Annotated in this window: 22 protein-coding genes and 1 pseudogene; 15 read left to right on the top strand and 8 right to left on the bottom strand. The window is 62.5% G+C overall.

The window, feature by feature from the left end:
• A partial coding sequence (locus EOB49_RS26390) for an aldo/keto reductase (RefSeq protein ID WP_206526146.1) occupies positions 1 to 452 on the bottom strand: 452 nt, incomplete at its 3' end.
• Positions 453 to 543: 91 nt separating this feature from the next.
• Between EOB49_RS26390 and EOB49_RS26385 the strand changes: the two are divergent.
• A pseudogene (locus tag EOB49_RS26385) lies at positions 544 to 1,441 on the top strand (LysR substrate-binding domain-containing protein).
• A gap of 197 nt (positions 1,442 to 1,638) precedes the next feature.
• Here the strand turns inward: EOB49_RS26385 and rpsI are convergent.
• The 3 genes from rpsI to EOB49_RS26370 form a co-directional block, all read right to left on the bottom strand.
• Entirely contained in the window at positions 1,639 to 2,121 is a 483-nt protein-coding gene (gene rpsI, locus EOB49_RS26380; RefSeq protein ID WP_023810272.1) for a 30S ribosomal protein S9, read from the bottom strand.
• A gap of 1 nt (position 2,122) precedes the next feature.
• Complete coding sequence (gene rplM / locus EOB49_RS26375; RefSeq protein WP_013532205.1) at positions 2,123 to 2,587, bottom strand: 50S ribosomal protein L13; 465 nt, start codon at positions 2,585 to 2,587, stop codon at positions 2,123 to 2,125.
• 215 nt (positions 2,588 to 2,802) lie between these two features.
• Positions 2,803 to 3,267, bottom strand: a complete 465-nt coding sequence (locus tag EOB49_RS26370) for a PaaI family thioesterase (RefSeq protein WP_127382707.1) — start codon at positions 3,265 to 3,267, stop codon at positions 2,803 to 2,805.
• Positions 3,268 to 3,417: 150 nt separating this feature from the next.
• Here EOB49_RS26370 and EOB49_RS26365 point away from each other — a divergent pair, with 150 nt between their 5' ends.
• From EOB49_RS26365 to EOB49_RS26335, 7 genes are all read left to right on the top strand, one after another.
• A complete protein-coding gene (locus EOB49_RS26365; protein ID WP_127382706.1) occupies positions 3,418 to 4,239 on the top strand; it encodes an enoyl-CoA hydratase in 822 nt (273 codons plus the stop codon).
• Between the two features lie 10 nt (positions 4,240 to 4,249).
• Positions 4,250 to 4,672 carry a VOC family protein gene (locus tag EOB49_RS26360; protein WP_127322812.1) on the top strand — a complete coding sequence of 141 codons (423 nt, stop codon included), beginning with the start codon at positions 4,250 to 4,252 and terminating at the stop codon, positions 4,670 to 4,672.
• Positions 4,672 to 5,448: an AAA family ATPase gene (locus tag EOB49_RS26355; RefSeq protein WP_127329671.1), complete on the top strand. Its 777-nt coding sequence runs from the start codon at positions 4,672 to 4,674 to the stop codon at positions 5,446 to 5,448. Before EOB49_RS26360 ends, EOB49_RS26355 begins: the two co-directional genes overlap by 1 nt.
• A complete protein-coding gene (locus EOB49_RS26350; RefSeq protein WP_127382705.1) occupies positions 5,445 to 6,209 on the top strand; it encodes a GNAT family N-acetyltransferase in 765 nt (254 codons plus the stop codon). The genes EOB49_RS26355 and EOB49_RS26350 overlap by 4 nt, the downstream gene beginning before the upstream one ends.
• Positions 6,196 to 6,717 carry a CoA-binding protein gene (locus EOB49_RS26345; RefSeq protein ID WP_127382704.1) on the top strand — a complete coding sequence of 174 codons (522 nt, stop codon included), beginning with the start codon at positions 6,196 to 6,198 and terminating at the stop codon, positions 6,715 to 6,717. The genes EOB49_RS26350 and EOB49_RS26345 overlap by 14 nt, the downstream gene beginning before the upstream one ends.
• A 226-nt stretch (positions 6,718 to 6,943) precedes the next feature.
• A complete protein-coding gene (locus EOB49_RS26340; protein ID WP_127382703.1) occupies positions 6,944 to 8,224 on the top strand; it encodes an O-acetylhomoserine aminocarboxypropyltransferase in 1,281 nt (426 codons plus the stop codon).
• 6 nt (positions 8,225 to 8,230) lie between these two features.
• Positions 8,231 to 8,581, top strand: a complete 351-nt coding sequence (locus tag EOB49_RS26335) for a cupin domain-containing protein (protein ID WP_127382702.1) — start codon at positions 8,231 to 8,233, stop codon at positions 8,579 to 8,581.
• Between the two features lie 70 nt (positions 8,582 to 8,651).
• Here the strand turns inward: EOB49_RS26335 and EOB49_RS26330 are convergent, their stop codons facing one another.
• Positions 8,652 to 9,359, bottom strand: coding sequence for a transporter substrate-binding domain-containing protein (locus EOB49_RS26330; protein WP_245472845.1), 708 nt, complete (start codon positions 9,357 to 9,359; stop codon positions 8,652 to 8,654).
• Between the two features lie 73 nt (positions 9,360 to 9,432).
• Entirely contained in the window at positions 9,433 to 10,683 is a 1,251-nt protein-coding gene (locus tag EOB49_RS26325; RefSeq protein ID WP_127382701.1) for a cytochrome P450, read from the bottom strand.
• A gap of 103 nt (positions 10,684 to 10,786) precedes the next feature.
• On the opposite strand from EOB49_RS26325, the gene EOB49_RS26320 reads away from it, so the two are divergent.
• Positions 10,787 to 11,890, top strand: a complete 1,104-nt coding sequence (locus EOB49_RS26320; RefSeq protein ID WP_127320389.1) for an FAD-dependent oxidoreductase — start codon at positions 10,787 to 10,789, stop codon at positions 11,888 to 11,890.
• Positions 11,891 to 11,951: 61 nt separating this feature from the next.
• Here the strand turns inward: EOB49_RS26320 and EOB49_RS26315 are convergent, their stop codons facing one another.
• On the bottom strand, positions 11,952 to 12,497 hold the full coding sequence (locus tag EOB49_RS26315) for a hypothetical protein (protein WP_127382700.1): 546 nt from the start codon (positions 12,495 to 12,497) through the stop codon (positions 11,952 to 11,954).
• Between the two features lie 338 nt (positions 12,498 to 12,835).
• Here EOB49_RS26315 and clpP point away from each other — a divergent pair, with 338 nt between their 5' ends.
• From clpP to hupB, 4 genes are all read left to right on the top strand, one after another.
• A complete protein-coding gene (gene clpP / locus EOB49_RS26310) occupies positions 12,836 to 13,465 on the top strand; it encodes an ATP-dependent Clp endopeptidase proteolytic subunit ClpP (RefSeq protein WP_013532191.1) in 630 nt (209 codons plus the stop codon).
• A 297-nt stretch (positions 13,466 to 13,762) separates the two neighbouring features.
• Entirely contained in the window at positions 13,763 to 15,037 is a 1,275-nt protein-coding gene (clpX, locus tag EOB49_RS26305) for an ATP-dependent Clp protease ATP-binding subunit ClpX (protein ID WP_023759839.1), read from the top strand.
• A gap of 308 nt (positions 15,038 to 15,345) precedes the next feature.
• Complete coding sequence (lon, locus tag EOB49_RS26300) at positions 15,346 to 17,757, top strand: endopeptidase La (protein ID WP_127382699.1); 2,412 nt, start codon at positions 15,346 to 15,348, stop codon at positions 17,755 to 17,757.
• Positions 17,758 to 18,055: 298 nt separating this feature from the next.
• The gene (gene hupB / locus EOB49_RS26295; protein ID WP_127268007.1) at positions 18,056 to 18,328 is read left to right on the top strand and encodes a DNA-binding protein HupB; all 273 of its coding nucleotides are present in this window, start codon (positions 18,056 to 18,058) and stop codon (positions 18,326 to 18,328) included.
• A 205-nt stretch (positions 18,329 to 18,533) separates the two neighbouring features.
• Here the strand turns inward: hupB and EOB49_RS26290 are convergent, their stop codons facing one another.
• Entirely contained in the window at positions 18,534 to 19,556 is a 1,023-nt protein-coding gene (locus tag EOB49_RS26290; RefSeq protein ID WP_127382698.1) for an aldo/keto reductase, read from the bottom strand.
• Between the two features lie 178 nt (positions 19,557 to 19,734).
• Here EOB49_RS26290 and EOB49_RS26285 point away from each other — a divergent pair, with 178 nt between their 5' ends.
• A complete protein-coding gene (locus EOB49_RS26285; RefSeq protein ID WP_127382697.1) occupies positions 19,735 to 20,301 on the top strand; it encodes an SIS domain-containing protein in 567 nt (188 codons plus the stop codon).
• A gap of 3 nt (positions 20,302 to 20,304) precedes the next feature.
• Entirely contained in the window at positions 20,305 to 21,048 is a 744-nt protein-coding gene (locus EOB49_RS26280; protein ID WP_127382696.1) for a creatininase family protein, read from the top strand.
• Positions 21,049 to 21,153 lie beyond the last annotated feature (105 nt).

Raw genomic sequence — 21,153 nt, 5'->3', positions numbered from 1 at the left:
GGCGCTTCGATCGATCCCTCGGCGGGGCCATGGGTATCGAACATGATGCGCAGGTTGACGACGTCGAGCACATCGAGCCCAAGATTGCTTAGATTGTCGTGCACCGCCTGGGTCAGCGCCTCGGGAGAGAAAGCCGGCAGCCAGGAGCCATCGGGCCCGCGCCGCGCGCCGATCTTGGTGACGATGACGAGATCGTCGGGGTAGGGTGCCAGTGCTTCGCGGATCAGCCGGTTGGTGACGTGCGGGCCGTAGAAGTCGCTGGTATCGATATGGTCGATCCCCTGCGCAATCGCCTCGCGCAGCACGGCCAATGCCGCGTCATGGTCCTTGGGCGGCCCGAACACGCCGGGCCCGGCGAGCTGCATGGCGCCGTAGCCGAGCCGCTTCACGGTATGACTGCCAAGCTTGAAGGTGGCGGGGGCGAAGGTGCCGGATTGTTGGATATTGGACATGATTGATCTCCTTTGAGGAGGCAGAGATAGGCGCTGCCCAACCTCGTGATAATCCGGTACAATCCACACAGGCCGTGCGGAATGGCGAACAATGATGGACCTCAGTGACCTGAACGCCTTCGTGGCGGTGGCGCGCGCCGGCGGTTTTCGCGATGGCGCGCGTGCGAGCGGCGGCAGCGCCTCCGGCTTGAGTGAGGCGGTGCGTCGCCTGGAAGCGCAGCTTGGCGTCAGGCTGTTCAATCGCACGACGCGCAGCGTTGTACCCACCGAGGCGGGCCTTAGCCTTCTGGAGCGGCTCGGCCCGGCGCTGTCGGAGGTGGAGGCGGCGCTGGACGTGGTGAACGGCTTTCGCGACAGGCCGGCGGGCTCGCTGCGTCTCAATGTGCCGGTCAGCGCCGCGCGGTTGATCTTGCCCGATATCGTGCCGGGTTTCCTCGCTGCCTATCCCGGCATCCGTCTGGAAGTGATCGCCGATGAGAACTTTGTCGATGTGCTGGCGGCCGGGTGTGACGCCGGCATCCGCTATGACGAGCGGCTGGAGCAGGACATGATCGCGGTGCCGATCGGACCGCGCGTGCAGCGCTTCGCCACCGCTGCCAGCCCTGCCTATCTTGCTCGTCATGGGCGGCCGCAACACCCGAGCGACCTGCTTGGCCACTCTTGCGTGCGCGGGCGCTTTGCCAGCGGTGCGATGCTGCCTTGGGAGTTCGAGCGCGACGGTGAGGTGGTGCGGGTCGATCCGACAGGGCCGCTGATCGTGCGGATCGGCGGCGCGACCGATCTTGCCGTCGATGCGGCCATCGCCGGCACCGGCATCATCGGCCTCTTCGAGGGCTGGCTTCGCCCCTACTTCGAAAGCGGCGCGCTTGAGCCCATTCTCGAACCGTGGTGGCCGAGTTTTCCCGGACCGTTCCTCTATTATCCCGGCCGGCGGCTGGCCGGCCCCGCTGCGGGCGTTCATCGACTATATCAAGGGCGGCAAGGCCTGACCTGTTTATGCCGGCGCCTTCACCCCACCCGGCGCTACGCGCCGACCTCCCCATCGAGGGGAGGTAGGGCGTCGCGCTCTTCTACCTCCCCTTAATGGGGAGGTCGCGCCGCAGGCGCGGGTGGGGTGACTGCCGAGCCGCAAACAAAAAGGCCGCCCGGGAGGCGGCCTTTTCGATTGTCTGAAGCTGCGAAGTGCTTAGCGCTTCGAGAACTGGAACGAACGACGGGCTTTCGCCTTGCCGTACTTCTTGCGCTCGACGACGCGGCTGTCGCGGGTCAGGAAGCCGCCCTTCTTGAGCACGGCACGCAGCGTCGGCTCGTAATAGGTCAGCGCCTTGGAGATGCCGTGACGCACGGCGCCAGCCTGGCCGGAGAGACCGCCGCCGACAACGGTCGCGACGATGTCGTACTGGCCGGCGCGGTTGGAGGCGATGATCGGCTGGTTGAGGATCATCTGCAGGACCGGACGCGCGAAATAGGTCGCGAATTCCTTGTCGTTGACGATGATCTTGCCGGAACCCGGCTTCACCCAGACGCGCGCAATGGCGTTCTTGCGCTTGCCGGTGGCATAGGCGCGGCCCGACTTGTCGAGCTTCTGGACGTGGACGGGGGCTGCCGGCTGGGTATTGGTGTTGCCGGTGGCGGCGCCCAGTTCTGCGAGCGAGGAAAGCTCAGCCATCTTATGCGACCTTCTTGTTCTTGGCGTTCAGCTTGGCCACGTCGAGCACGACGGGCTGCTGTGCGACATGCGGATGCTCGGCACCTGCATAGACGCGCAGGTTCTTCATCTGGCGACGGCCGAGCGGGCCACGTGGGACCATGCGCTCAACGGCCTTCTCGACGACACGCTCGGGGAAACGACCCTCGAGCAGCTGGCGCGCGGTGCGCTCCTTGATGCCGCCTGGGTGGCCGGTGTGCCAGTAATAGACCTTGTCGGTGAACTTCTTGCCGGTGAACACCACCTTGTCGGCATTGATGACAATGACGTTGTCGCCGTCGTCGACATGCGGGGTGAAGGTCGGCTTGTGCTTGCCGCGAAGATGATTGGCGATGACAGTGGCCAGACGACCGACGACGAGACCTTCGGCGTCGATCAGGATCCACTTCTTCACCACATCCGCAGGCTTCTGCGAAAAGGTTGTCATGTTTTCTGCTCTCGGTTCTGACCTTCATAAAAGAAGGCGTTTCTTGTTGCTTGGATTGTCGGAAGGACGCTGTCCGCCGCCAATAACAAAACGGCGGCCTTTGCGGGCCGCTGCTTCGTGAGGGCTTATAGGCGAGGGTGGTGATCGCGTCAAGGCGCGCGAAAAGGAGAATATCTGACAAAATGCGGCGAAAACAATAAGTTAAGTGGAAGGTATTATTTTACCACATCGCCATTCCGCTTCGGCGGGATCGAATAGGTGCCGGTGGCGTGCGCCACCGTTTGCCCGTCCGGGCCGGCAACGATGTCGATGTCGAACACCATCAGGCTCTTCCCCAGCTTCAGGATGCGGCAGTGGCCGTCGATCGGTCCGGCCTCGGCCTTGCGCACGAAATTGATGTCGAGGTTGACGGTAACGGAAAGCGCATCCGGTCCGGCATGGCTGAGCACGCAGACGTAGCCGCCAATGTCGGCCAGCGTGAACAGCGAAGGGCCGGACACCGTGCCGCCCGGACGCAAGTGCCGCTCGCCGGCGTTGAGCCGCACGGTGCAGCCGCCGGGGAACACGTCGATCGCCTCGAAATATTTGAACTGCTCGTTGAGCTGCGGATAGACGGTCTCCATCAGCGCATTGACTTGTTGCGCGGTCAGCACCGGCTTCAAATTGGTTTGGGCGGGCATGTCGGTCCCTCGTTTTGGCCGACCTGTATGGGCGCGGCGCGGCATTTCTGACAACCTTCGTCCCCTGGCGCAAGCGATCGGTGTTGGACGAAACCTGATCCGGTATTAGATACTCTGGCAGCCCCAGGCGGAATCGCGGAGACCTTATCCATGGCCGAAATCCTTGCCATCAAGACTGCCGCCGTTGAAGGTCCGGTTGTTGCACAACTGGACAAGGGGGTGCTGCGCCTGACGCTCGCCAATCCGCCCGCCAACGCGCTGTCGCTGGCGGTGATGGCGGCGCTGACGGCCGAACTCGAGCGCGCCAAGGCCGACAAGGCCGTTCGCGTCATCGTTTTGTCGGCGGCCGGCAAGGTGTTCTGCGCCGGCCATGATCTCAAGGAAATGACGGCGCACCGCACTGACGCCGATCATGGCAAGGCCTTCTTCGCAGAGACGTTTGCCGCTTGTGCGACGCTGATGCAGGCCATCGTGCGCCATCCCTTGCCTGTCATCGCCGAGGTTGACGGCCTGGCCACCGCCGCCGGGCTGCAACTGGTCGCCAGTTGCGATCTGGCGATCGCCTCACATGAGGCGACCTTCTGCACGCCGGGCGTCAATATCGGGCTGTTCTGCTCGACGCCGATGGTGGCGCTGTCGCGCAACGTTTCGCGCAAGCATGCCATGGAGATGCTGCTGACCGGAGAGACGATTGATGCGGCGACCGCCAAGGAGTTCGGCCTGGTCAACCGCGTCGTGCCGCGCGAATACCTGAATCAGATCGTCACCAAATACGCGCAAACCATTGCTTCCAAATCATCTTTGGTGGTCAAGACCGGCAAGGAAGCCTTTTACGCCCAGGCTGAAATGGGCCTCGCGGACGCCTATGCCTATACCGGCCGGATCATGGTCGAGAACATGCTTGCGCGCGACGCGGAGGAGGGCATCGGCGCCTTCATCGGCAAGCGCAAGCCGGAATGGAAGGACGAGTAAGGAGAACGTCATGGAGCCGCGCATCTCCATCATCACCATTGCTACCGATGATCTCGACCGCGCCGTGCGCTTCTACGAAGAGATGGGCTTGAAGCGGCATGCCGGCATCACCGATGGGGTCGCCTTCTTCCAGATGGGCGGTGTCATCCTCGGCCTGTTCCCGCGCGCCAGCGCAGAAGAGGATTCCGGCATCGCCTTCGCCGCGGCGCCATCGGCGGTCTACCTCGCCTACAACACTCGTTCCGACGCCGAAGTCGACGACGTGCTCGCCAGGGCGGAAAAAGCCGGCGGCCGCATCGTCAAGCCGGCCGGCCGGGCCTTTTGGGGCGGCTGGTACGGCTATTTCGCCGACGCCGACGGGCATGTCTGGGAAGTGGCGCACAATCCGGCCTTTCCGATCGCGGAAGACGGCACGATTTCGCTACCCGGCTGATGGCCCATCGCAAGCAGCTGACGCGGCTAAAGGCTCCCTATCTGAAGCGCATCCTGCTCGACGCCGAGCGCGTGGCGGACTGGGAGAAATATCCCTGGAATCTGCCGCTGTTTCGCGGCCATGAGTTCGAACTCGAATTCACCACGCCGATCACCATCATTGTCGGCGAGAACGGCACCGGCAAATCAACGCTGCTCGAGGCGATCGGCGCACTGGCCGGCTATGACGAAGCCGGCGGCGGCAAGGGATATATGCCAGTCGACCATTCCAGCGCTATCGACAAGAGTGGTGCTGCGTTGGCCAACGCATTCCGTGGTCACTGGCTGCCGAAAGTCACCGCCGGCTGGTTCTTTCGCGCCGAATCCTTCTACTCCGTGGCCCGCTATCTCGATCAGGCAGCGCTGGAGTCTGGCGGGGCGCCGCCGGACTTCCTGTCCTGGTCGCATGGCGAGGGCTTTATCCGATTTTTCGAGGAGCGCTGCCGCAGGCAGGGCATCTACATCCTTGACGAACCCGAGAGCGCACTGTCGCCGACGCGACAGATCGAGCTGCTCAAGATGCTGCGGCGCATGGACCAGTCGGGCACCGCGCAAGTGATCATGGCGACGCATTCGCCGCTGCTGATGGCTTGTCCTGGCGCGCGGCTGTTCCGCATCAGCCGCTTCGGGCTCGACCCGACCGATTTCAGCGATACCGATCATTTTCGCATGATGCGCGACTTCTGTACCGATCCGCAGGCGTTCATGGAGGAAGCGCTGCGGGAGGATGACGCGTGAGCGCCGGCGACGATGATCTCAACTGGCGCGTCGAGCAGGCATGCCGCGAAGGCTGGCCGGCGGCGACCGGGGCGGTCTTTGATGGCTGGCTCCTGCGGCGCTCCGGCGGACGGATCCGGCGCACCAATTCGGCCAATCCCTTGCGCGGCCAGCGTGGCGCGCCGGATGCTGTCATCGGCGCCGCCGAGTCCTTCTACATCGGCCACGGCCAGACGCCCTTGTTTCGGGTTCCCGACATCGCCGGCGAGCTCGAAGCCGCACTCGACCATCGCGGCTACCAGCCGGAAGGCGGCACGATCCATCTCCATGCCGGGATCGGCGACCTGGCTGAAGTCCGCGATGAGCAGGTCACCGTTTCGCAGGCGCCGGGCGAGGACTGGCTCGCGGCGCGGTTCCGCATGGGGACCTTTGACGACGCCGAGTGCCGCATCTTTCGCGAGATGACCGGGCTGATCGTCGGCGACCGGGCGTTCGTATCCTGTGAACGCGACAGCGAAATTGCCGCCTTGGCCTATGGCGTCATCCGCAATGGCCTGCTTGTGGTGGAATCGGTTGAAACCGATGGCCGTTTCAGGCAGCAAGGTCTGGGCCGCAAGACTGTCGGCGGCCTCATCGGCTGGGCGCGGCGGGCAGGGGCTCACGCCGCATGCTTGCAGGTGGTGGTCGACAACACGCCGGCTCGCGCTCTCTACGCCTCGCTTGGGTTCAGCCGTGAACTTTACCGATACCACTACCGCAGGAAGCCGCATGAATCACGATAGCTACGACAACACCTACATCGCCGGCATCCTCAATTCGGTGAAGACCATCGCCATGGTCGGCGCGTCCGCCAATGATGTGCGGCCAAGCTATTTCGTGCTGAAATATCTGCTGGCCAAGGGATTTTCGGTGTTTCCGATCAATCCTGGCCAGGCCGGCAAGGAGATCCTCGGCCGGATGACCTATGCGAGGCTCGCCGATATTCTCGAGCCAATCGACATGGTCGATGTCTTTCGCGCGCCGGCGGCGGTGCCCGGCATCGTCGACGAGGCGTTGCGGCTCGATCCCTTGCCGAAAGTCATCTGGATGCAGCTTGGCGTTCGCCATGACGAGGCCGCCGCACGCGCCGAGGCGGCGGGCATCAAGGTGGTGATGAACCGCTGCCCCAAAATCGAATACGGCAAGCTGTCCGGCGAGATCGGCTGGACCGGCGTCAATTCCGGTGTGCTGTCGTCGAAGAAGCCGCTGATGCGGTCGGGATTCCAGAGTTTTGGCGTGCGCCAGAAGTAGGACGCGTCGCTCAAAAGTGCGCGGCGGTTTTGGGATAACGACGTGCACCAAAAGCAAGGCCTGATGCGCAATGCGCCTTGGGCGCAAAATTATTCCTTAGACCAGTGCATTTTCTCGGGCCTCGGCCGCAGATCGTTCGCCGAAGGGCATTTTCTTCTTTGCATTCGCGCTCATGCTTCGCCAAGAATGCCCGGCGATTTCAAGAGTTTCAAAAGGGAGGTTTTCAGTGACCCGCACGCCAGGTTTCAACACGCTCGCCGTCCATGCCGGTGCCAAGCCCGATCCGGCGACCGGCGCGCGTGCCACGCCGATCTACCAGACGACCTCCTTCGTCTTCGACGATGCCGACCATGCCGCGTCGCTGTTCGGGCTCAAGGCCTTCGGCAACATCTACACCCGCATCATGAATCCGACGCAGGCGGTGCTGGAAGAGCGCATGGCGGCCCTCGAAGGTGGCACGGCGGCACTCGCGGTCGCTTCCGGCCACGCCGCGCAGGTGATCGTGTTCCACAATCTGATGCAGCCGGGCGACAATTTCGTTGCCGCCAACAAGCTTTATGGCGGTTCGATCAACCAGTTCGGCCATGCCTTCAAGAATTATGGCTGGGAGGTGCGCTGGGCCGACACCAACGACATCTCGACCTTCGAGAGCCAGATCGACGACAGGACCAAGGCGATCTTCATCGAAAGCCTGGCCAATCCGGGCGGCACTTTCGTTGATATCGAGAAGATCGGCGACATCGCGCGCAAGCATGGCCTGCCGCTGATCGTCGACAACACGCTGGCTTCGCCCTACCTGATCCGGCCGATCGAGCATGGCGCCGACATCGTCGTCCATTCGCTGACCAAGTTCATCGGCGGCCACGGCAATTCGATCGGTGGCGCCATCATCGATGGCGGCACCTTCGACTGGTCGAAGTCGGGCAAATACCCGATGCTGTCGGAACCGCGCCCCGAATATGGCGGCCTCGTCCTGCACGAAACCTTCGGCAATTTCGCTTTCGCCATTGCCGCGCGCGTGCTCGGCCTGCGCGATCTCGGCCCGGCGATCTCGCCCTTCAACGCCTTCCTCATCTTGACCGGCCTGGAGACCTTGCCGCTGCGCATGCAGCGCCACTGCGACAACGCCGTGACGGTCGCCGCCTGGCTATCCAACCACCCCAAGGTCGCTTCGGTGAACTATCCAGGCCTGCCGACCGACAGGAACAATGCGCTACAGAAGAAATACTCGCCGCAGGGCGCCGGTGCCGTGTTCACCTTCGCGCTGAAGGGCGGCTATGACGCCGGCGTCAAATTCGTCGAGGCGCTCGAGTTGTTCTCGCACCTGGCCAATGTCGGCGACACCAAGTCGCTGGTCATCCACCCGGCCTCGACCACGCACCGCCAGCTTTCCGACGAGCAGAAGGTCAAGGCCGGCGCAGGACCGGACACGGTGCGGCTTTCCATCGGCATCGAGGACGTCAACGACATCGTCGCCGACCTCGAACAGGCGCTAGCCAAGGTCTGACCGATCATGAGCGAGTCAAAATTTCTTGCCATCGGCCTCGACACTGTCGACGCCGAACAGGGCGCGCCGGCGCCGGATCGGCTGATCTCGGGCGATCCCAAATTCCGCACCTGGAATGTCGAGGAGCGCGACGGCGGCCTTTACGCCGGCATCTGGGAATCGACCCCGGGCAAATGGCGTATCGTCTATGACGAGTGGGAGTTCTGCCATATCCTGTCCGGCGTTTCGGTGATCGCGGAGGACGGTGGGCAAGCGCTCACCGTTCGGGCCGGCGACAGCTTCGTGCTGAGGCCCGGCTTCAAAGGCAGCTGGGAAGTGCTTGAAACGACTCGCAAGGAGTATGTGATCAGGCTGTAGACCGTGATCCCGAAAAGTGGAGGCCGGTTTTCGGGTAAAGATCATGGTCGAACAACAAAAGATGCACGGATCAGACGATGCGGTCGATATCGCTGTCCGAGAATCCGTATCGCGCCATCATCCGTCGGTGCCAGTCGCTGCCCACCAATTCATCGAGGCAATCATCGATGCGCCGGAGCAGGGCTGAATTGCCTTTGGCGATCACGAAGGCACCGGCCGACGGCTGCTTTTCAATCGGGGGAACCTCGACAAGCCCAAGCGGCATATCGGGCCGCCGGGTCAGATAGCCTCGGTGCGCCATCGCAACGCTGGCGTAGGCGTGCACCGCGCCGCTGGCCACTGCGTCCGCCGCATCCGCCTGCGTTGCAAACGTCCTGACCTGCTCGGGCGCGATTCCGTTGTGCAACGCCGTAAGATGCTGAACCTGATCGGTTATGACACCAATCAACGCTGTCCGGTCCTCGGCAATGGATTGGTAGCCGCGAAAGCCACGCGGATTGTGTTTCGCGACCAGCAACCCGTCCTGCAGCGCCCAGATCGGCCGTGTGAAGTCGACAAGCTGCCTGCGCTCTTCGGAGACGAACAGGCCGGTCGTCATGGTCCAACGACCCTCGACCAATCCCGGCAGCAGTTCAGCGAATTCGGCTTCGATCGGCTTAAAGCTCGCCAATCCGAGCATGTCACCGAGCCTGCGCGCAAGCTCGACGTCACAGCCTGAGACCTCGCCCGATGCACCTGCAAAGCAGAATGGCGGCTCTTCCAGGAAGGCGAATTTCAATTCAGTCAGGTCAGGCAAGCCGGCGCCATCCTATTTCCCCGGGACAGTCTGAGGTAGCCCCGGCTTGTGGCCGTCAGAGGCCGACGGCGAGCGTTTCCAGCCCATGGAAGTGGTAAGTGTCCCGAAAGCGCGCCTCTTCGGCAAGATGCAGCTTCGGATGCCGTTCGAACAAGGTTTTCAGCGACACCTGCAATTCGAGCCGGGCGAGCGGCGCGCCGATGCAGAAATGGATACCGGCGCCGAAGGAGACGTTCTTCTGGTCGGCACGGTCGGGCCGGAAGGCGAGAGGATCGGCGAAGGCGCGTGGGTCATGATTGGCCATGCCCAGCAGCAGCCCGATCGTCTGGCCCGGCTGCACGACGATGCCGGGCGCGACCTCGATCTCCTGATAGGCATAGCGCGCGAACATGTGCAGCGGCGCGTCGAAGCGCAGGCATTCCTCGACCGTTGCCGCGGTCGTTTCGGGCGAACCGAAGAAGCGGCTGACATCGCCACCTTGCAAAAGGATCGAGCGGACGGCATTGCCGGTCTGATGCACGGTCGCTTCATGGCCGGCATTGAGCAGCAGGATCGCCGAGGACACCATCTCGTCCTCCGACAGCCTCTCACCGTCCTCCTGCGCCGAGATCAGCAGCGACAACAGGTCGTCGCCGGGATCTCGGCGTCGCTCGGTGACGTAGCCACGGAGGAAATCCGCAAATTCGCGGGCGGCGCGGTTGGCCGTCTCCTCGATCGCGCGTGTGCGGCCATGCATGTACATGGCGACCATCTGGTGCGACCAGTCGAGCAGTTGCGGCCCCATTTCGACCGGGACGCCGAGCATTTCGGCAATGATGGTGATCGGCAAGGGCGCCGCGAAAGCAGGCAACAGGTCGACCGTCTTGCCTGGTTCGAAACGGTCGATCAGGTCGTTGGCCAAAGCCTCGACACGCGGCCGCAGCCGTTCGACCTGGCGCGAGACGAAGGCCCGGTTGACCAGTGTTCTCAGCCGCGTGTGCACCGGCGGCTCCAGTTCCAGCATCGAATTGGCTTCGACGCCGTCGAAGGCCCTGAGATGGCTGCGATCCTGTCCAATGCCGCGGCTGTCTGGAATGCCGGCCGGGTTCTGGCGGCCGAAGCGGCGATCGCGCAGCAGCCGGTTGACGTCGTCGAAACCGCCAAAGCACCAGAAGCCGAATTCTTCCCAGAAGAATGCATTCGATACGCCGTGCAGGAAAGAATAGGCATCATAAGGGTTTTGGAAAAAAGCCGGCTCGTGCGGGTCGAGCCGCAGATGTCGAGTGGCTGGATCAAAGGCCAGAGCGGGAAGCGTCAATTTGCTCATGCCAGACCAATAGCGCGGCTTGCCAGCCTGGTTCCAGACCGTATGTTGGCGCCCGCAATCCAATATGTTGAGCCAGCCGACCGGCTGCGGAAAGTCTGATTTGATGAATGTGATCGTTGTCGGCGCGGGTATTGCCGGTCTCTCGACGGCGTGGTCGCTGGTCAAGGCCGGCCACAGCGTTTCGATCGTCGAGCAAGGGCCGATCCCAAACCCGATGGCCGCGTCGGGCGACCATCATCGCATCATCCGCCGCGCTTACCGCGCAGGGACCGGCTACGGCCGGCTGATCACCGAAGCCTACCAGGCCTGGGACGAGGTGTGGGCCGATCTCGGCGAAAGCCACCTCGATCCCAGAGGATTTGTCTGCATTTCGCGCGAGCCGGGCGACGAGGCCGAGGAATATCGCGAGGGTCTGGAAGAAGGCAATTTTCCGTTCGAATTGCTGGAGCCGGATGCAGCCGTGAAGCGCTGGCCGTTTCTGGAAGCCGGGTCGTTTCGCTACGCCTATTTCTCAACCGAAGGCGGCGCCCTGCATTGCCGCAAGATCGCGTCCGGCCTGGCAAAGTGGCTGCGCGCCAACGGCGCCAATGTCTACGAAAATAGCAAGGTCGTCGAAGTCGACGCCGAAGCCGGCCACATCGTGCTCGAAAGCGGTGAGACCATGCAGGCCGACCGCATCGTTGTCGCCGCCGGCGCCTGGGTGCTAAAACTGTTTCCGGAGCTGGACGGCGAGCTGAAGACCTATCGAACCGCACTTGCCTATGTCGAACCACCGGCCGACCTCGAGGCGGCCTGGCAGGCGGCACCGGTTGTCCTCGATGTCGGCGGCGCGATCGACGGCTATGTGATCCCGCCCTCCGGCGGCGCCGGCATGAAATTCGGGTCCGGCCTGCACAGGGTGCCGACCAGCGACGCCGATTGGAACCGTCAGCCGGTGGCGGGCGAGGGCGAGGCGATCCGCAACCTGTTTTCGCCGCCGATCGCCCGCATCGCGGAGTATCGGGTGACCGAGGTCGTCACCTGCGCCTACACCTTCACATCAAACGAAAAATTCATGGCGCATGAAAAGGGCAAATGCCTTGTTGTCTCGGCATGCTCCGGTCACGGCTACAAGTTCGGCGCGGCGGTCGGCAGGCGCGTTGCGGCGGCCGTCGGCGATGGCGATATCGCCGGCCTGAAGGCATGGCTGCGGGCGGAGGTCGCCTGACCGCCGCCGGGATGACCTAATCCTGGCAATGCCTGGGAATATGCACCCGCCGCCAGCCCGATTAACCCTCGCGAACCAGCACACGACGCGCGACGGTCTGGTAGGAGGCGGGAACATCGATGACGCGCCTTTGCTCCGGCCGCACCAGCACCTCCTGGGCGATCCTGTCGTGTTGAGCGGGGATGACCACGCGTCGCGTGCGTTCGGGCTGGATCACCACGGTTTTGGCGACACGTTCGTAGCGCGCCTTGTGCCAGACCTTGCACAGCACCTTGCGGCCATGGACGACGCGCCATTCCCAGGAATAGCCGCCGCCATCGATCCGGACCGTACGATAGACCGTGCGGGTGACGGCCGGCACGATCTGGTAGGTCACTTGCGCCGGAACGGTCATCACGACGCGCTCGCGCGTGCCATAGATAGGGGCGATATAGTCGACCTGCTGACCGGGCGGACTGATCATCACGTCTTCATAGACCGTGTCGTACACGGCCGGACTGCGGACCGGCTCATAACATTCGACGGCGCGGCCGCCGGCCGTCGTCTGCGAAATCGTGCCGAGCATGGTCAGCCCGGCGATGGTGAAGCATGCGGTTTTCCCGGGCATGACACTTCCCCTGTTGAACTCTACGCATAAGTTCAACGTTGAATTGTAGAGGAAGCCGTCTCGGAAAAAAGCGGTTTCGGCGCATTTCGTTAAGTGACGCGGTTAAGAAACTGCTACCTTGCGTGGTCGGCCATGCGGCTCCGGACCCGCGGAAGCATCCGCCGCCGCGAATCCTTGGTCAGAAACCTTGATTCGACTTACCCAGATGGCTAGGAGGGGTCGGCCTTGCACAAGGACGAGCCGGCATCCTATCTACGGAATAACGATCCAGAACCGATTCTGCCCGATCTGCCGGCATTCCCGGCGCCGGAATCCCACCGCGAGATAAGAGATATCTGATGAAGAACCCCGTCGAAACCTACATGAACCTCGTTCCGATGGTGGTCGAACAGACCAATCGCGGCGAGCGGGCCTACGACATTTTCTCGCGCCTCCTCAAGGAGCGCATCATTTTCATCACCGGTCCGGTCGAGGACGGCATGGCGACGCTGGTCTGCGCGCAGCTTTTGTTCCTCGAAGCCGAGAATCCGAAGAAGGAAATCAACCTCTACATCAATTCGCCGGGCGGCGTCGTCACCTCGGGCATGGCGATCTACGACACCATGCAGTTCATCAAGCCGGCCGTGTCGACGCTCTGCATCGGCCAGGCGGCTTCGATGGGTTCGCTGCTCCTGACCGCCGGTCACAAGGACATGCGCTTTGCCACGCCGAACGCCCGCATCATGGTTCACCAGCCTTCCGGCGGCTTCCAGGGCCAGGCGTCCGACATCGAGCGCCATGCCCTGGATATCATCAAGCTGAAGCGTCGCCTCAACGAGGTCTACGTCAAGCACACCGGCAAGAGCTACGAAGAGATCGAGAAAACGCTCGACCGCGACCATTTCATGACCGCCGACGAAGCCAAGGATTTCGGCCTCATCGACAAGGTCATTTCGTCGCGCGAGGCGGCCGAAGGGGCGCTGGCATAAAGGCAAGTTGGCAGTTGGATGGCACCATCACGCGCTTTTGGCGCGTCTTGCGGCATTTCGGCCACAATTGGCTGTTCCCTCGGGGGACAGGATTGCCTACGTTAAGGCTATGTTGAGTTTCGGCGGCTTAGCTTTATGCGGGGTTGTCGCGAATCATTGCCACGTTTTCTGATTTGTGTTTCGTACGGAATGCGTTGCGGGAGCCGGGACACACTGGCGGCGGCGGATTCCCGCGATAGATAGAGTATGCGCCCTTTCAGCCAGACCATCGGCGGGCGGCCATGAAAGGACATGAAAATGAGCAAGGTCGGCAACAACAGCGGCGATTCCAAGAACACGCTTTACTGCTCGTTTTGCGGCAAAAGCCAGCACGAAGTGCGCAAGCTGATCGCCGGTCCGACGGTCTTCATCTGCGACGAGTGCGTCGAACTCTGCATGGACATCATCCGTGAAGAGAACAAGACCTCGATGGTGAAGTCGCGCGAAGGCGTGCCGACACCGCAGGAGATCCTCAAGGTTCTCGACGACTATGTCATCGGTCAGCCCTACGCTAAGCGCGTGCTGTCGGTGGCGGTCCACAACCACTACAAGCGCCTCGCGCATGCCGGCAAGAACAACGATGTCGAACTGGCGAAGTCCAACATCCTGCTGATCGGTCCGACCGGTTGCGGCAAGACGCTGCTTGCGCAGACGCTGGCCCGCATCATCGATGTGCCCTTCACCATGGCTGACGCGACGACGCTGACCGAAGCCGGCTATGTCGGCGAGGACGTCGAGAACATCATCCTGAAGCTGTTGCAATCGGCCGACTACAATGTCGAGCGCGCCCAGCGCGGCATCGTCTACATCGACGAGATCGACAAGATTTCGCGCAAGTCGGACAATCCCTCGATCACCCGCGACGTGTCGGGCGAGGGCGTGCAGCAGGCGCTTCTGAAGATCATGGAAGGCACCGTCGCCTCCGTGCCGCCGCAGGGCGGCAGGAAGCACCCGCAGCAGGAGTTCCTGCAGGTCGATACAGCCAACATCCTGTTCATCTGCGGCGGCGCCTTCGCCGGGCTGGACAAGATCATCTCGGATCGCGGCCGCAAGACGTCGATCGGCTTCGGCGCCATCGTCGCTTCGCCGGAAGATCGCCGCACCGGCGATGTCTTCCGCCTGGTCGAGCCCGAGGATCTGTTGAAGTTCGGTCTTATCCCCGAATTTGTCGGCCGTCTGCCGGTCCTGGCGACGTTGGAAGACCTTGACGAACCGGCGCTGATCCAGATCCTGACCGAGCCGAAGAACGCGCTGGTCAAGCAGTATCAGCGGCTGTTCGAGATGGAGAATGTCGACCTGACTTTCCACGAGAACGCTCTTTCGGCCATCGCCAAGCGCGCCATCGAGCGCAAGACCGGCGCGCGCGGCCTGCGTTCGATCATGGAAGCGATCCTGCTCGACACGATGTTCGAACTTCCCGCACTCGAAGGCGTGCGCGAAGTGGTGATTTCGGAGGAGGTGGTGACCGGCAGTGCCCGGCCGCTCTACATCTACTCCGAGCAGAAGGAAAAGAAGGGCAATGTCAGCGCCTGACATGATGAGCCCGCAGCGAAATTCTGAAACGGCGCCGCAAGGCGCCGTTTTGCTGTCACACAGGGCTTTTGCGCGGCGTACGGCTTGGCGTCGCAAATGTGTCACTCGCGGACGGGTTGGAAGTGCGGATTTGGACACGCCCCTTGATCTTTGGGGGTCGTGCATCCAACTAACTGGAGAAGGCCGAGGTGCCCGATTTCTGTGCTGTAAAACTCCCGTCATAAACGGTGGTAGGCGGAACGATCCCCGGTCGTTAATATAAGATTCGCGGTTGGCTGATTGGCGGCCGCGACATGAAAGGTTGGACAATGGCCAAAGTATCCAAGGCACCCAGCGACGGCGTCTTCGCAGTCCTCCCACTGCGCGACATCGTGGTGTTTCCGCACATGATCGTTCCGCTCTTCGTCGGGCGTGAGAAGTCGATCAAGGCGCTGGAAGAGGTGATGGGTCAGGAAAAGCAGATCCTGCTTGCCACCCAGATGAATGCCGCCGACGACGATCCCGAACCCGATGCCATCTTCGACATCGGCACGCTCGCCAATGTGCTGCAATTGCTCAAGCTGCCCGACGGCACCGTCAAGGTTCTGGTCGAGGGCGCCTCGCGCGCGAAAATCGTCTCGTTCACCGACCGTCCCGACTTCCACGAAGCCCGCGCCGCGGCGCTGGTCGAGCCGGAAGAGGAAGAGGTCGAGGTCGAGGCGCTGGCCCGTTCGGTCGTCACCGACTTCGAGAACTACGTCAAGCTGAACAAGAAGATCTCGCCCGAAGTGGTGGGTGCCGCCAGCCAGATCGACGACTACTCCAAGCTCGCCGATACGGTCGCCTCGCATCTCGCCATCAAGATCCCTGAAAAGCAGGAAATGCTGGCCACGCTCTCGGTCAAGGAGCGGCTGGAAAAGGCTATGGGCTTCATGGAAGCCGAAATCTCCGTCCTGCAGGTGGAGAAGCGCATCCGCTCGCGCGTCAAGCGCCAGATGGAGAAGACGCAGCGCGAATACTACCTCAACGAGCAGATGAAGGCGATCCAGAAGGAGCTCGGCGAAGGCGAGGACGGCCGCGACGAGGCCGCCGAGATCGAGGCGCGCATCAAGAAGACCAAGCTCTCCAAGGAGGCCCGCGAAAAGGCGGAAGCCGAGTTGAAGAAGCTCCGGACGATGTCGCCGATGTCGGCTGAATCGACCGTCGTGCGCAACTATCTCGACTGGATCCTGTCGATCCCGTGGGGCAAGAACTCCAAGGTCAAGCAGGATCTGGCTTTTGCGCAGAACGTGCTCGACACCGATCATTTCGGCCTCGACAAGGTCAAGGAGCGCATCGTCGAGTATCTCGCCGTGCAAAGCCGCCAGAAGAAGCTGAAGGGGCCGATCCTGTGCCTCGTCGGCCCTCCCGGCGTCGGCAAGACCTCGCTCGGCAAGTCGATCGCCAAGGCGACCGGTCGCGAATTCATCCGCATGGCGCTTGGCGGCGTGCGTGACGAGGCCGAGATCCGTGGCCACCGCCGCACCTATATCGGCTCGATGCCCGGCAAGGTCATCCAGTCGATGAAGAAGGCCAAGAAGTCCAACCCGCTCTTCCTGCTCGACGAGATCGACAAGATGGGCCAGGACTTCCGTGGCGATCCGTCATCGGCGTTGCTCGAGGTCCTCGATCCGGAACAGAACTCGACGTTCATGGACCATTACCTCGAGGTCGAATACGACCTGTCGAGCGTCATGTTCGTGACGACGGCGAACACGCTGAACATCCCGGCGCCCTTGATGGACCGCATGGAGATCATCCGTATCGCCGGCTACACCGAGGACGAGAAGATCGAGATCGCCAAGCGGCACCTGATGCCGAAGGTGATCCGCGATCACGCGCTGCAGCCGAAGGAGTTTTCCGTTGGTGAGGACGCGATCCGCGCCATCGTCCAGACTTACACCCGCGAAGCGGGCGTCAGGAGCCTGGAGCGCGAGCTGATGAAGCTTGGGCGCAAGGCGGTGACCGAGATCCTGAAGACGAAGAAGAAGACGGTGAGCATCACGGCGGAGAACCTCTCCGATTACCTTGGTGTCCAGCGCTACCGCTTCGGCCAGGTCGAGTCTGACGATCAGGTCGGTGTCGTCACAGGTCTTGCCTGGACGGAAGTCGGCGGCGAACTGCTGACGGTCGAAGGCGTCATGATGCCCGGCAAGGGCCGCATGACGGTGACCGGCAACCTGCGCGACGTGATGAAGGAATCGATTTCGGCGGCGGCCTCCTATGTCCGCTCGCGCGCCGTCGATTTCGGCATCGAGCCGCCGCTGTTCGACAAGCGCGACATCCACGTGCACTTGCCGGAAGGCGCCACGCCGAAGGACGGCCCGTCTGCGGGTGCTGCCATGGCGACAGCCATTGTGTCGGTACTGACGGGTATTCCGGTCCGGGCGGATGTGGCGATGACCGGCGAGATAACGCTTCGCGGCCGCATCTTGCCCATCGGCGGGCTCAAGGAGAAGCTGCTCGCCGCGCTGCGCGGCGGCATCAAGAAGGTGCTGATCCCGGAAGACAATGCCAAGGATCTGGCGGAAATCCCGGACAACGTGAAGAACGGCATGGAGATCATTCCGGTCTCACGTGTCGGCGAGGTGTTGCGCCACGCGCTGGTGCGTATGCCGGAGCCGATCGAATGGGTCGAACCGGTCAATCCGCCGGCCTCGACAGACAGTGCCGACGACGCTGGAAAGTCCCTGGCGCATTAGAGCGCCGGGCGTCCATCTGGACGCACAAAGGACGCTCTAACGCTCGGACTTGCGCATGGCCCTTTCCGAAAACCGGCGACGGTTTTCGGGGCCATGCGTTGGTTTTCGTCAAGGTTGCAGCGCACAAACGGAGAGCCGGGCCTAGAGCCCGGCTTTTTCATGTGAAAAACCCAGCATTTCCGGGCTTTTTCCGCTTTTTTCCTGCCTTTTCGACTTGGTTGCGGGAGCGCTTCTTTCTAAAGTCCGTTTCCTGCCGGATGAGTCGATAGTTCCGGTGTTCTCATGGAAGGGAATTTTTATGAACAAGAACGAACTGGTGTCCGCTGTCGCCGACGCCGCGAGCATTTCGAAGGGTGACGCGCAGTCGGCGGTCGATGCGGTATTTTCCGTGATCACCGGCGAACTGAAGAAGGGCGGCGATGTCCGGCTTGTCGGCTTTGGCAATTTCTCCGTGTCAAAGCGTGCGGCGTCGACCGGCCGCAATCCTCAGACCGGCGCCGAAGTGAAGATCCCGGCGCGCACCGTGCCGAAGTTCTCGGCCGGTAAAGGCCTCAAGGACGCAGTCAACTAAGCGTTTTTTCTTTTCAGAGACCTCAGAAAAGCCGGGCTTGCCCGGCTTTTCATTTTGGCGCCCTACGCGGGTACATGCGACCAGAAAAGCCGGGCTTGCCCGGCTTTTCATTTTTTATAGCCTACGCAGGTACACGCGACCAGAAAAGCCGGGCTTGCCCGGCTTTTCATTTTTTGTGCCCGACGCTGACGCGACGGCGGCCGGCTTACGCGGTCGGCGCCTCGGTGCGCATAAGACCTTCCTTCTTGAGATCGGCCCAAAGCGCTGGGGGTAGTTTCGCATCGAGCAGCGAGCGATTGCTCTCGACCTCGCTCGGCCGCTGGCCACCGGGGATCACCGAGACGACCGACGGGTGCAGCAGCGGGAATTGCAGGGCGGCCTCGATCAGCCTGACACCATGACGCTTGCAGACGTTTTCGATCCCGGCGACCCGATCGAGTATGTCCTTCGGCGCTTCCGAGTAGTTGTAGTAGGCGCCGGGCTTCGGTCCGGTCGCCAGGATGCCGGAGTTGTAGGGGCCGCCGAGAACGATGCCGATGCCGCGTGCCTGGCAGAGCGGCAGGAAGGACGTCAGCGCCTCCTGTTCCAGGAGCGTATAGCGTCCGGCCAGCAGGAACAGGTCGAAGTCGCCGCGCTCGGCCAGCGTCTGTGCGACCTGCCACTCGTTGATGCCGCCACCGAACGCCTTGATCACGCCCTGGTCGCGCAGCGAGAGCAGGCCGTAATAGCCGGAGCGCATGAACTCCTCGATGCGCCGGTCGGAGGCTTCCTTGCTGCCATGCGTGAAGATGTCGACATCGTGGACGAAGAGGATGTCGATCCGGTCGACGCCGAGGCGCTCAAGCGAGGCTTCGAACGAGCGCATGACACCGTCATAGCTGTAGTCGTACACCTCGCGGCGTGACGGCGTGTCGAAGAATTTGCCGATGCCGGTGCGCTCTTCGGGCGGGCAGGCGCGCATGATGCGGCCGACCTTGCTCGACAGCACATAGTCGTCGCGCTTCTTGCCGCGCAGGAACGGGTTGAGCCGCGTTTCCGAGAGGCCGAGTCCATAGAGCGGCGCGGTGTCGTAGTACCGGCAGCCGGTCGCCCACGCGGCCTCCAGCGTGGCGTTGGCGTCCTCGTCGGAGACGGCACGGTAGAGGTTGCCGAGCGGCGCCGCGCCGAAGCCGAGCTCGGTGAAACTGATGCCGCCATTGCCGATGCGGTCGAAATGCCGTGTCTTCATATGCTGCCGTTTGCCTCGCTTGATTTGTCTGACATGACACTATCACGCCTGTGATCAGGCAAAAGCATCGCTGCGCGTTGGACACGCATTTTCGCGGTTGCTAGCATGAACGAAATCAAGTTGTTCGTGGCAGCAAGGGCGGCAAATCCCAGGGGTGATTTTTGATGGCAGGATCGCGGTGAACGACAAGAGCAAAAGCCTGTTCGAGACCGCGCTTGAGGAGCTCGGCGGCGTGCTGGCCCGCATCGACGAAAGCCGGATCGACGCCGCCTGCAAAATGCTGGCCGGCGCGCGACAGATCGTCGTCTATGGCTGCGGCCGCGAGGCCTTGCAGGTCAAGGGGTTTGCCATGCGGCTCTACCATCTGGGCCTGCCGGTGTCCGTGGTCGGCGACATGAACACACCGCCGCTGGGGCAGGGCGATGTCTTCCTGGTCAGCTCCGGGCCGGGAGAGACCTCGACCGTGCTGACCCTGATGCAGGTCGCGCACCAAGCAGGTGCAACCAATCTCCTGCTGACCGCCCAGGCCGCAGGCAGCGCGGCAAGGCTTGCCGACTTCACCCTGCTCATTCCCGCGCAGACCATGGCCAACGATCAGGGGGCGCAGAAGACATCGGTGCTGCCGATGGGCTCGGTGTTCGAAGGCGCGCTGTTCCTGCTGTTCGAGGTGATGGTGCTGAAACTCAGGGAATTGATCGGGGCGTCGCCCGAAGCCATGCGCGCCCGCCACACCAACATGGAATAGATCATGCGCTACGAACTGCTGCTGCCACACCAGATCCGCAGGGCGATCGCTGAGAATTGGCCGGTCGCTCTGCCGCTCGGCGTGCTCGAATACCATGGCGAGCACATGGCTGTCGGCATGGACACGCTGGCCGTCGTCAAGACGCTGGAGCTGTTCGAAAAGGAGAAGGACGTCGTCATCCTGCCGCCCTTCTACTACGGTGCTGCGAGCTATGCGGTGGCGCCGCCGGAAGGCAGCGGCTCGGTGCAGGTCGGCGGCAATGCGCTGGCGCCGTTCGGCGAGGAGCTGTTCTACAGCCTGCTGCGCATCGGCTTTCGCAACATCCACGCCATCATCCACCACCAGACCGAGAACTTTGCCGCCGGCATGCCGACCGATCTGGCGTTCAAGACCGCCGGCCGCCAGGCGATCTTCCGCTTCCTCGAAAAGGAGCGCGGCGAGGGCTGGTGGGGTTCGCAGGCGATGGCCGACTATTATTCCGGGCACGCCGCGGGTGAAAATTTCTTCAACTGGGTGCAGGTGCATCCGCTGATGTCGGCTGACATGAACGGCAAGTACCCGTTCGATCATGCCGGCATCGGCGAGACCTCGCTGATGCTGGCGCTATGTCCGGAGGCTGTCGATGCCGCTCACTTCAACGACAACAAGAGCTGGTATACGGCGAGCGCCAAGGATGCTTCGGCCGAGCTTGGGCAGAAGGGTGTGGCTATGATCCTTGATCATCTGAGGGAGATATTGAGCGGCTAGCGCGGTTCTTCCTTCTCCCCCTGTGGGGTGAGAAGCGGTCCGCGTCGCGGACGAAAAGCCAATTGCTTGGCTTTTCGAGCTTCGAACGCCCTGAGCCTGCGAAGG

The organism is Mesorhizobium sp. M7A.F.Ca.MR.148.00.0.0, assembly GCF_003997735.1.
Lineage (GTDB): Bacteria > Pseudomonadota > Alphaproteobacteria > Rhizobiales > Rhizobiaceae > Mesorhizobium.
The sequence above is the reverse complement of the archived record's forward strand: the minus strand, read 5'-3'. Positions and strand labels throughout refer to the sequence as shown.

Coding starts and splice junctions, on each gene's coding strand:
- rpsI (WP_023810272.1), bottom strand. CDS start 2,121: ATGGCTGAGCTTTCCTCGCTCGCAGAACTGGGCGCCGCCACCGGCAAC.
- rplM (WP_013532205.1), bottom strand. CDS start 2,587: ATGACAACCTTTTCGCAGAAGCCTGCGGATGTGGTGAAGAAGTGGATC.
- EOB49_RS26370 (WP_127382707.1), bottom strand. CDS start 3,267: ATGCCCGCCCAAACCAATTTGAAGCCGGTGCTGACCGCGCAACAAGTC.
- EOB49_RS26365 (WP_127382706.1), top strand. CDS start 3,418: ATGGCCGAAATCCTTGCCATCAAGACTGCCGCCGTTGAAGGTCCGGTT.
- EOB49_RS26360 (WP_127322812.1), top strand. CDS start 4,250: ATGGAGCCGCGCATCTCCATCATCACCATTGCTACCGATGATCTCGAC.
- EOB49_RS26355 (WP_127329671.1), top strand. CDS start 4,672: ATGGCCCATCGCAAGCAGCTGACGCGGCTAAAGGCTCCCTATCTGAAG.
- EOB49_RS26345 (WP_127382704.1), top strand. CDS start 6,196: ATGAATCACGATAGCTACGACAACACCTACATCGCCGGCATCCTCAAT.
- EOB49_RS26335 (WP_127382702.1), top strand. CDS start 8,231: ATGAGCGAGTCAAAATTTCTTGCCATCGGCCTCGACACTGTCGACGCC.
- EOB49_RS26325 (WP_127382701.1), bottom strand. CDS start 10,683: ATGAGCAAATTGACGCTTCCCGCTCTGGCCTTTGATCCAGCCACTCGA.
- EOB49_RS26320 (WP_127320389.1), top strand. CDS start 10,787: ATGAATGTGATCGTTGTCGGCGCGGGTATTGCCGGTCTCTCGACGGCG.
- EOB49_RS26315 (WP_127382700.1), bottom strand. CDS start 12,497: ATGCCCGGGAAAACCGCATGCTTCACCATCGCCGGGCTGACCATGCTC.
- clpP (WP_013532191.1), top strand. CDS start 12,836: ATGAAGAACCCCGTCGAAACCTACATGAACCTCGTTCCGATGGTGGTC.
- clpX (WP_023759839.1), top strand. CDS start 13,763: ATGAGCAAGGTCGGCAACAACAGCGGCGATTCCAAGAACACGCTTTAC.
- lon (WP_127382699.1), top strand. CDS start 15,346: ATGGCCAAAGTATCCAAGGCACCCAGCGACGGCGTCTTCGCAGTCCTC.
- hupB (WP_127268007.1), top strand. CDS start 18,056: ATGAACAAGAACGAACTGGTGTCCGCTGTCGCCGACGCCGCGAGCATT.
- EOB49_RS26290 (WP_127382698.1), bottom strand. CDS start 19,556: ATGAAGACACGGCATTTCGACCGCATCGGCAATGGCGGCATCAGTTTC.
- EOB49_RS26280 (WP_127382696.1), top strand. CDS start 20,305: ATGCGCTACGAACTGCTGCTGCCACACCAGATCCGCAGGGCGATCGCT.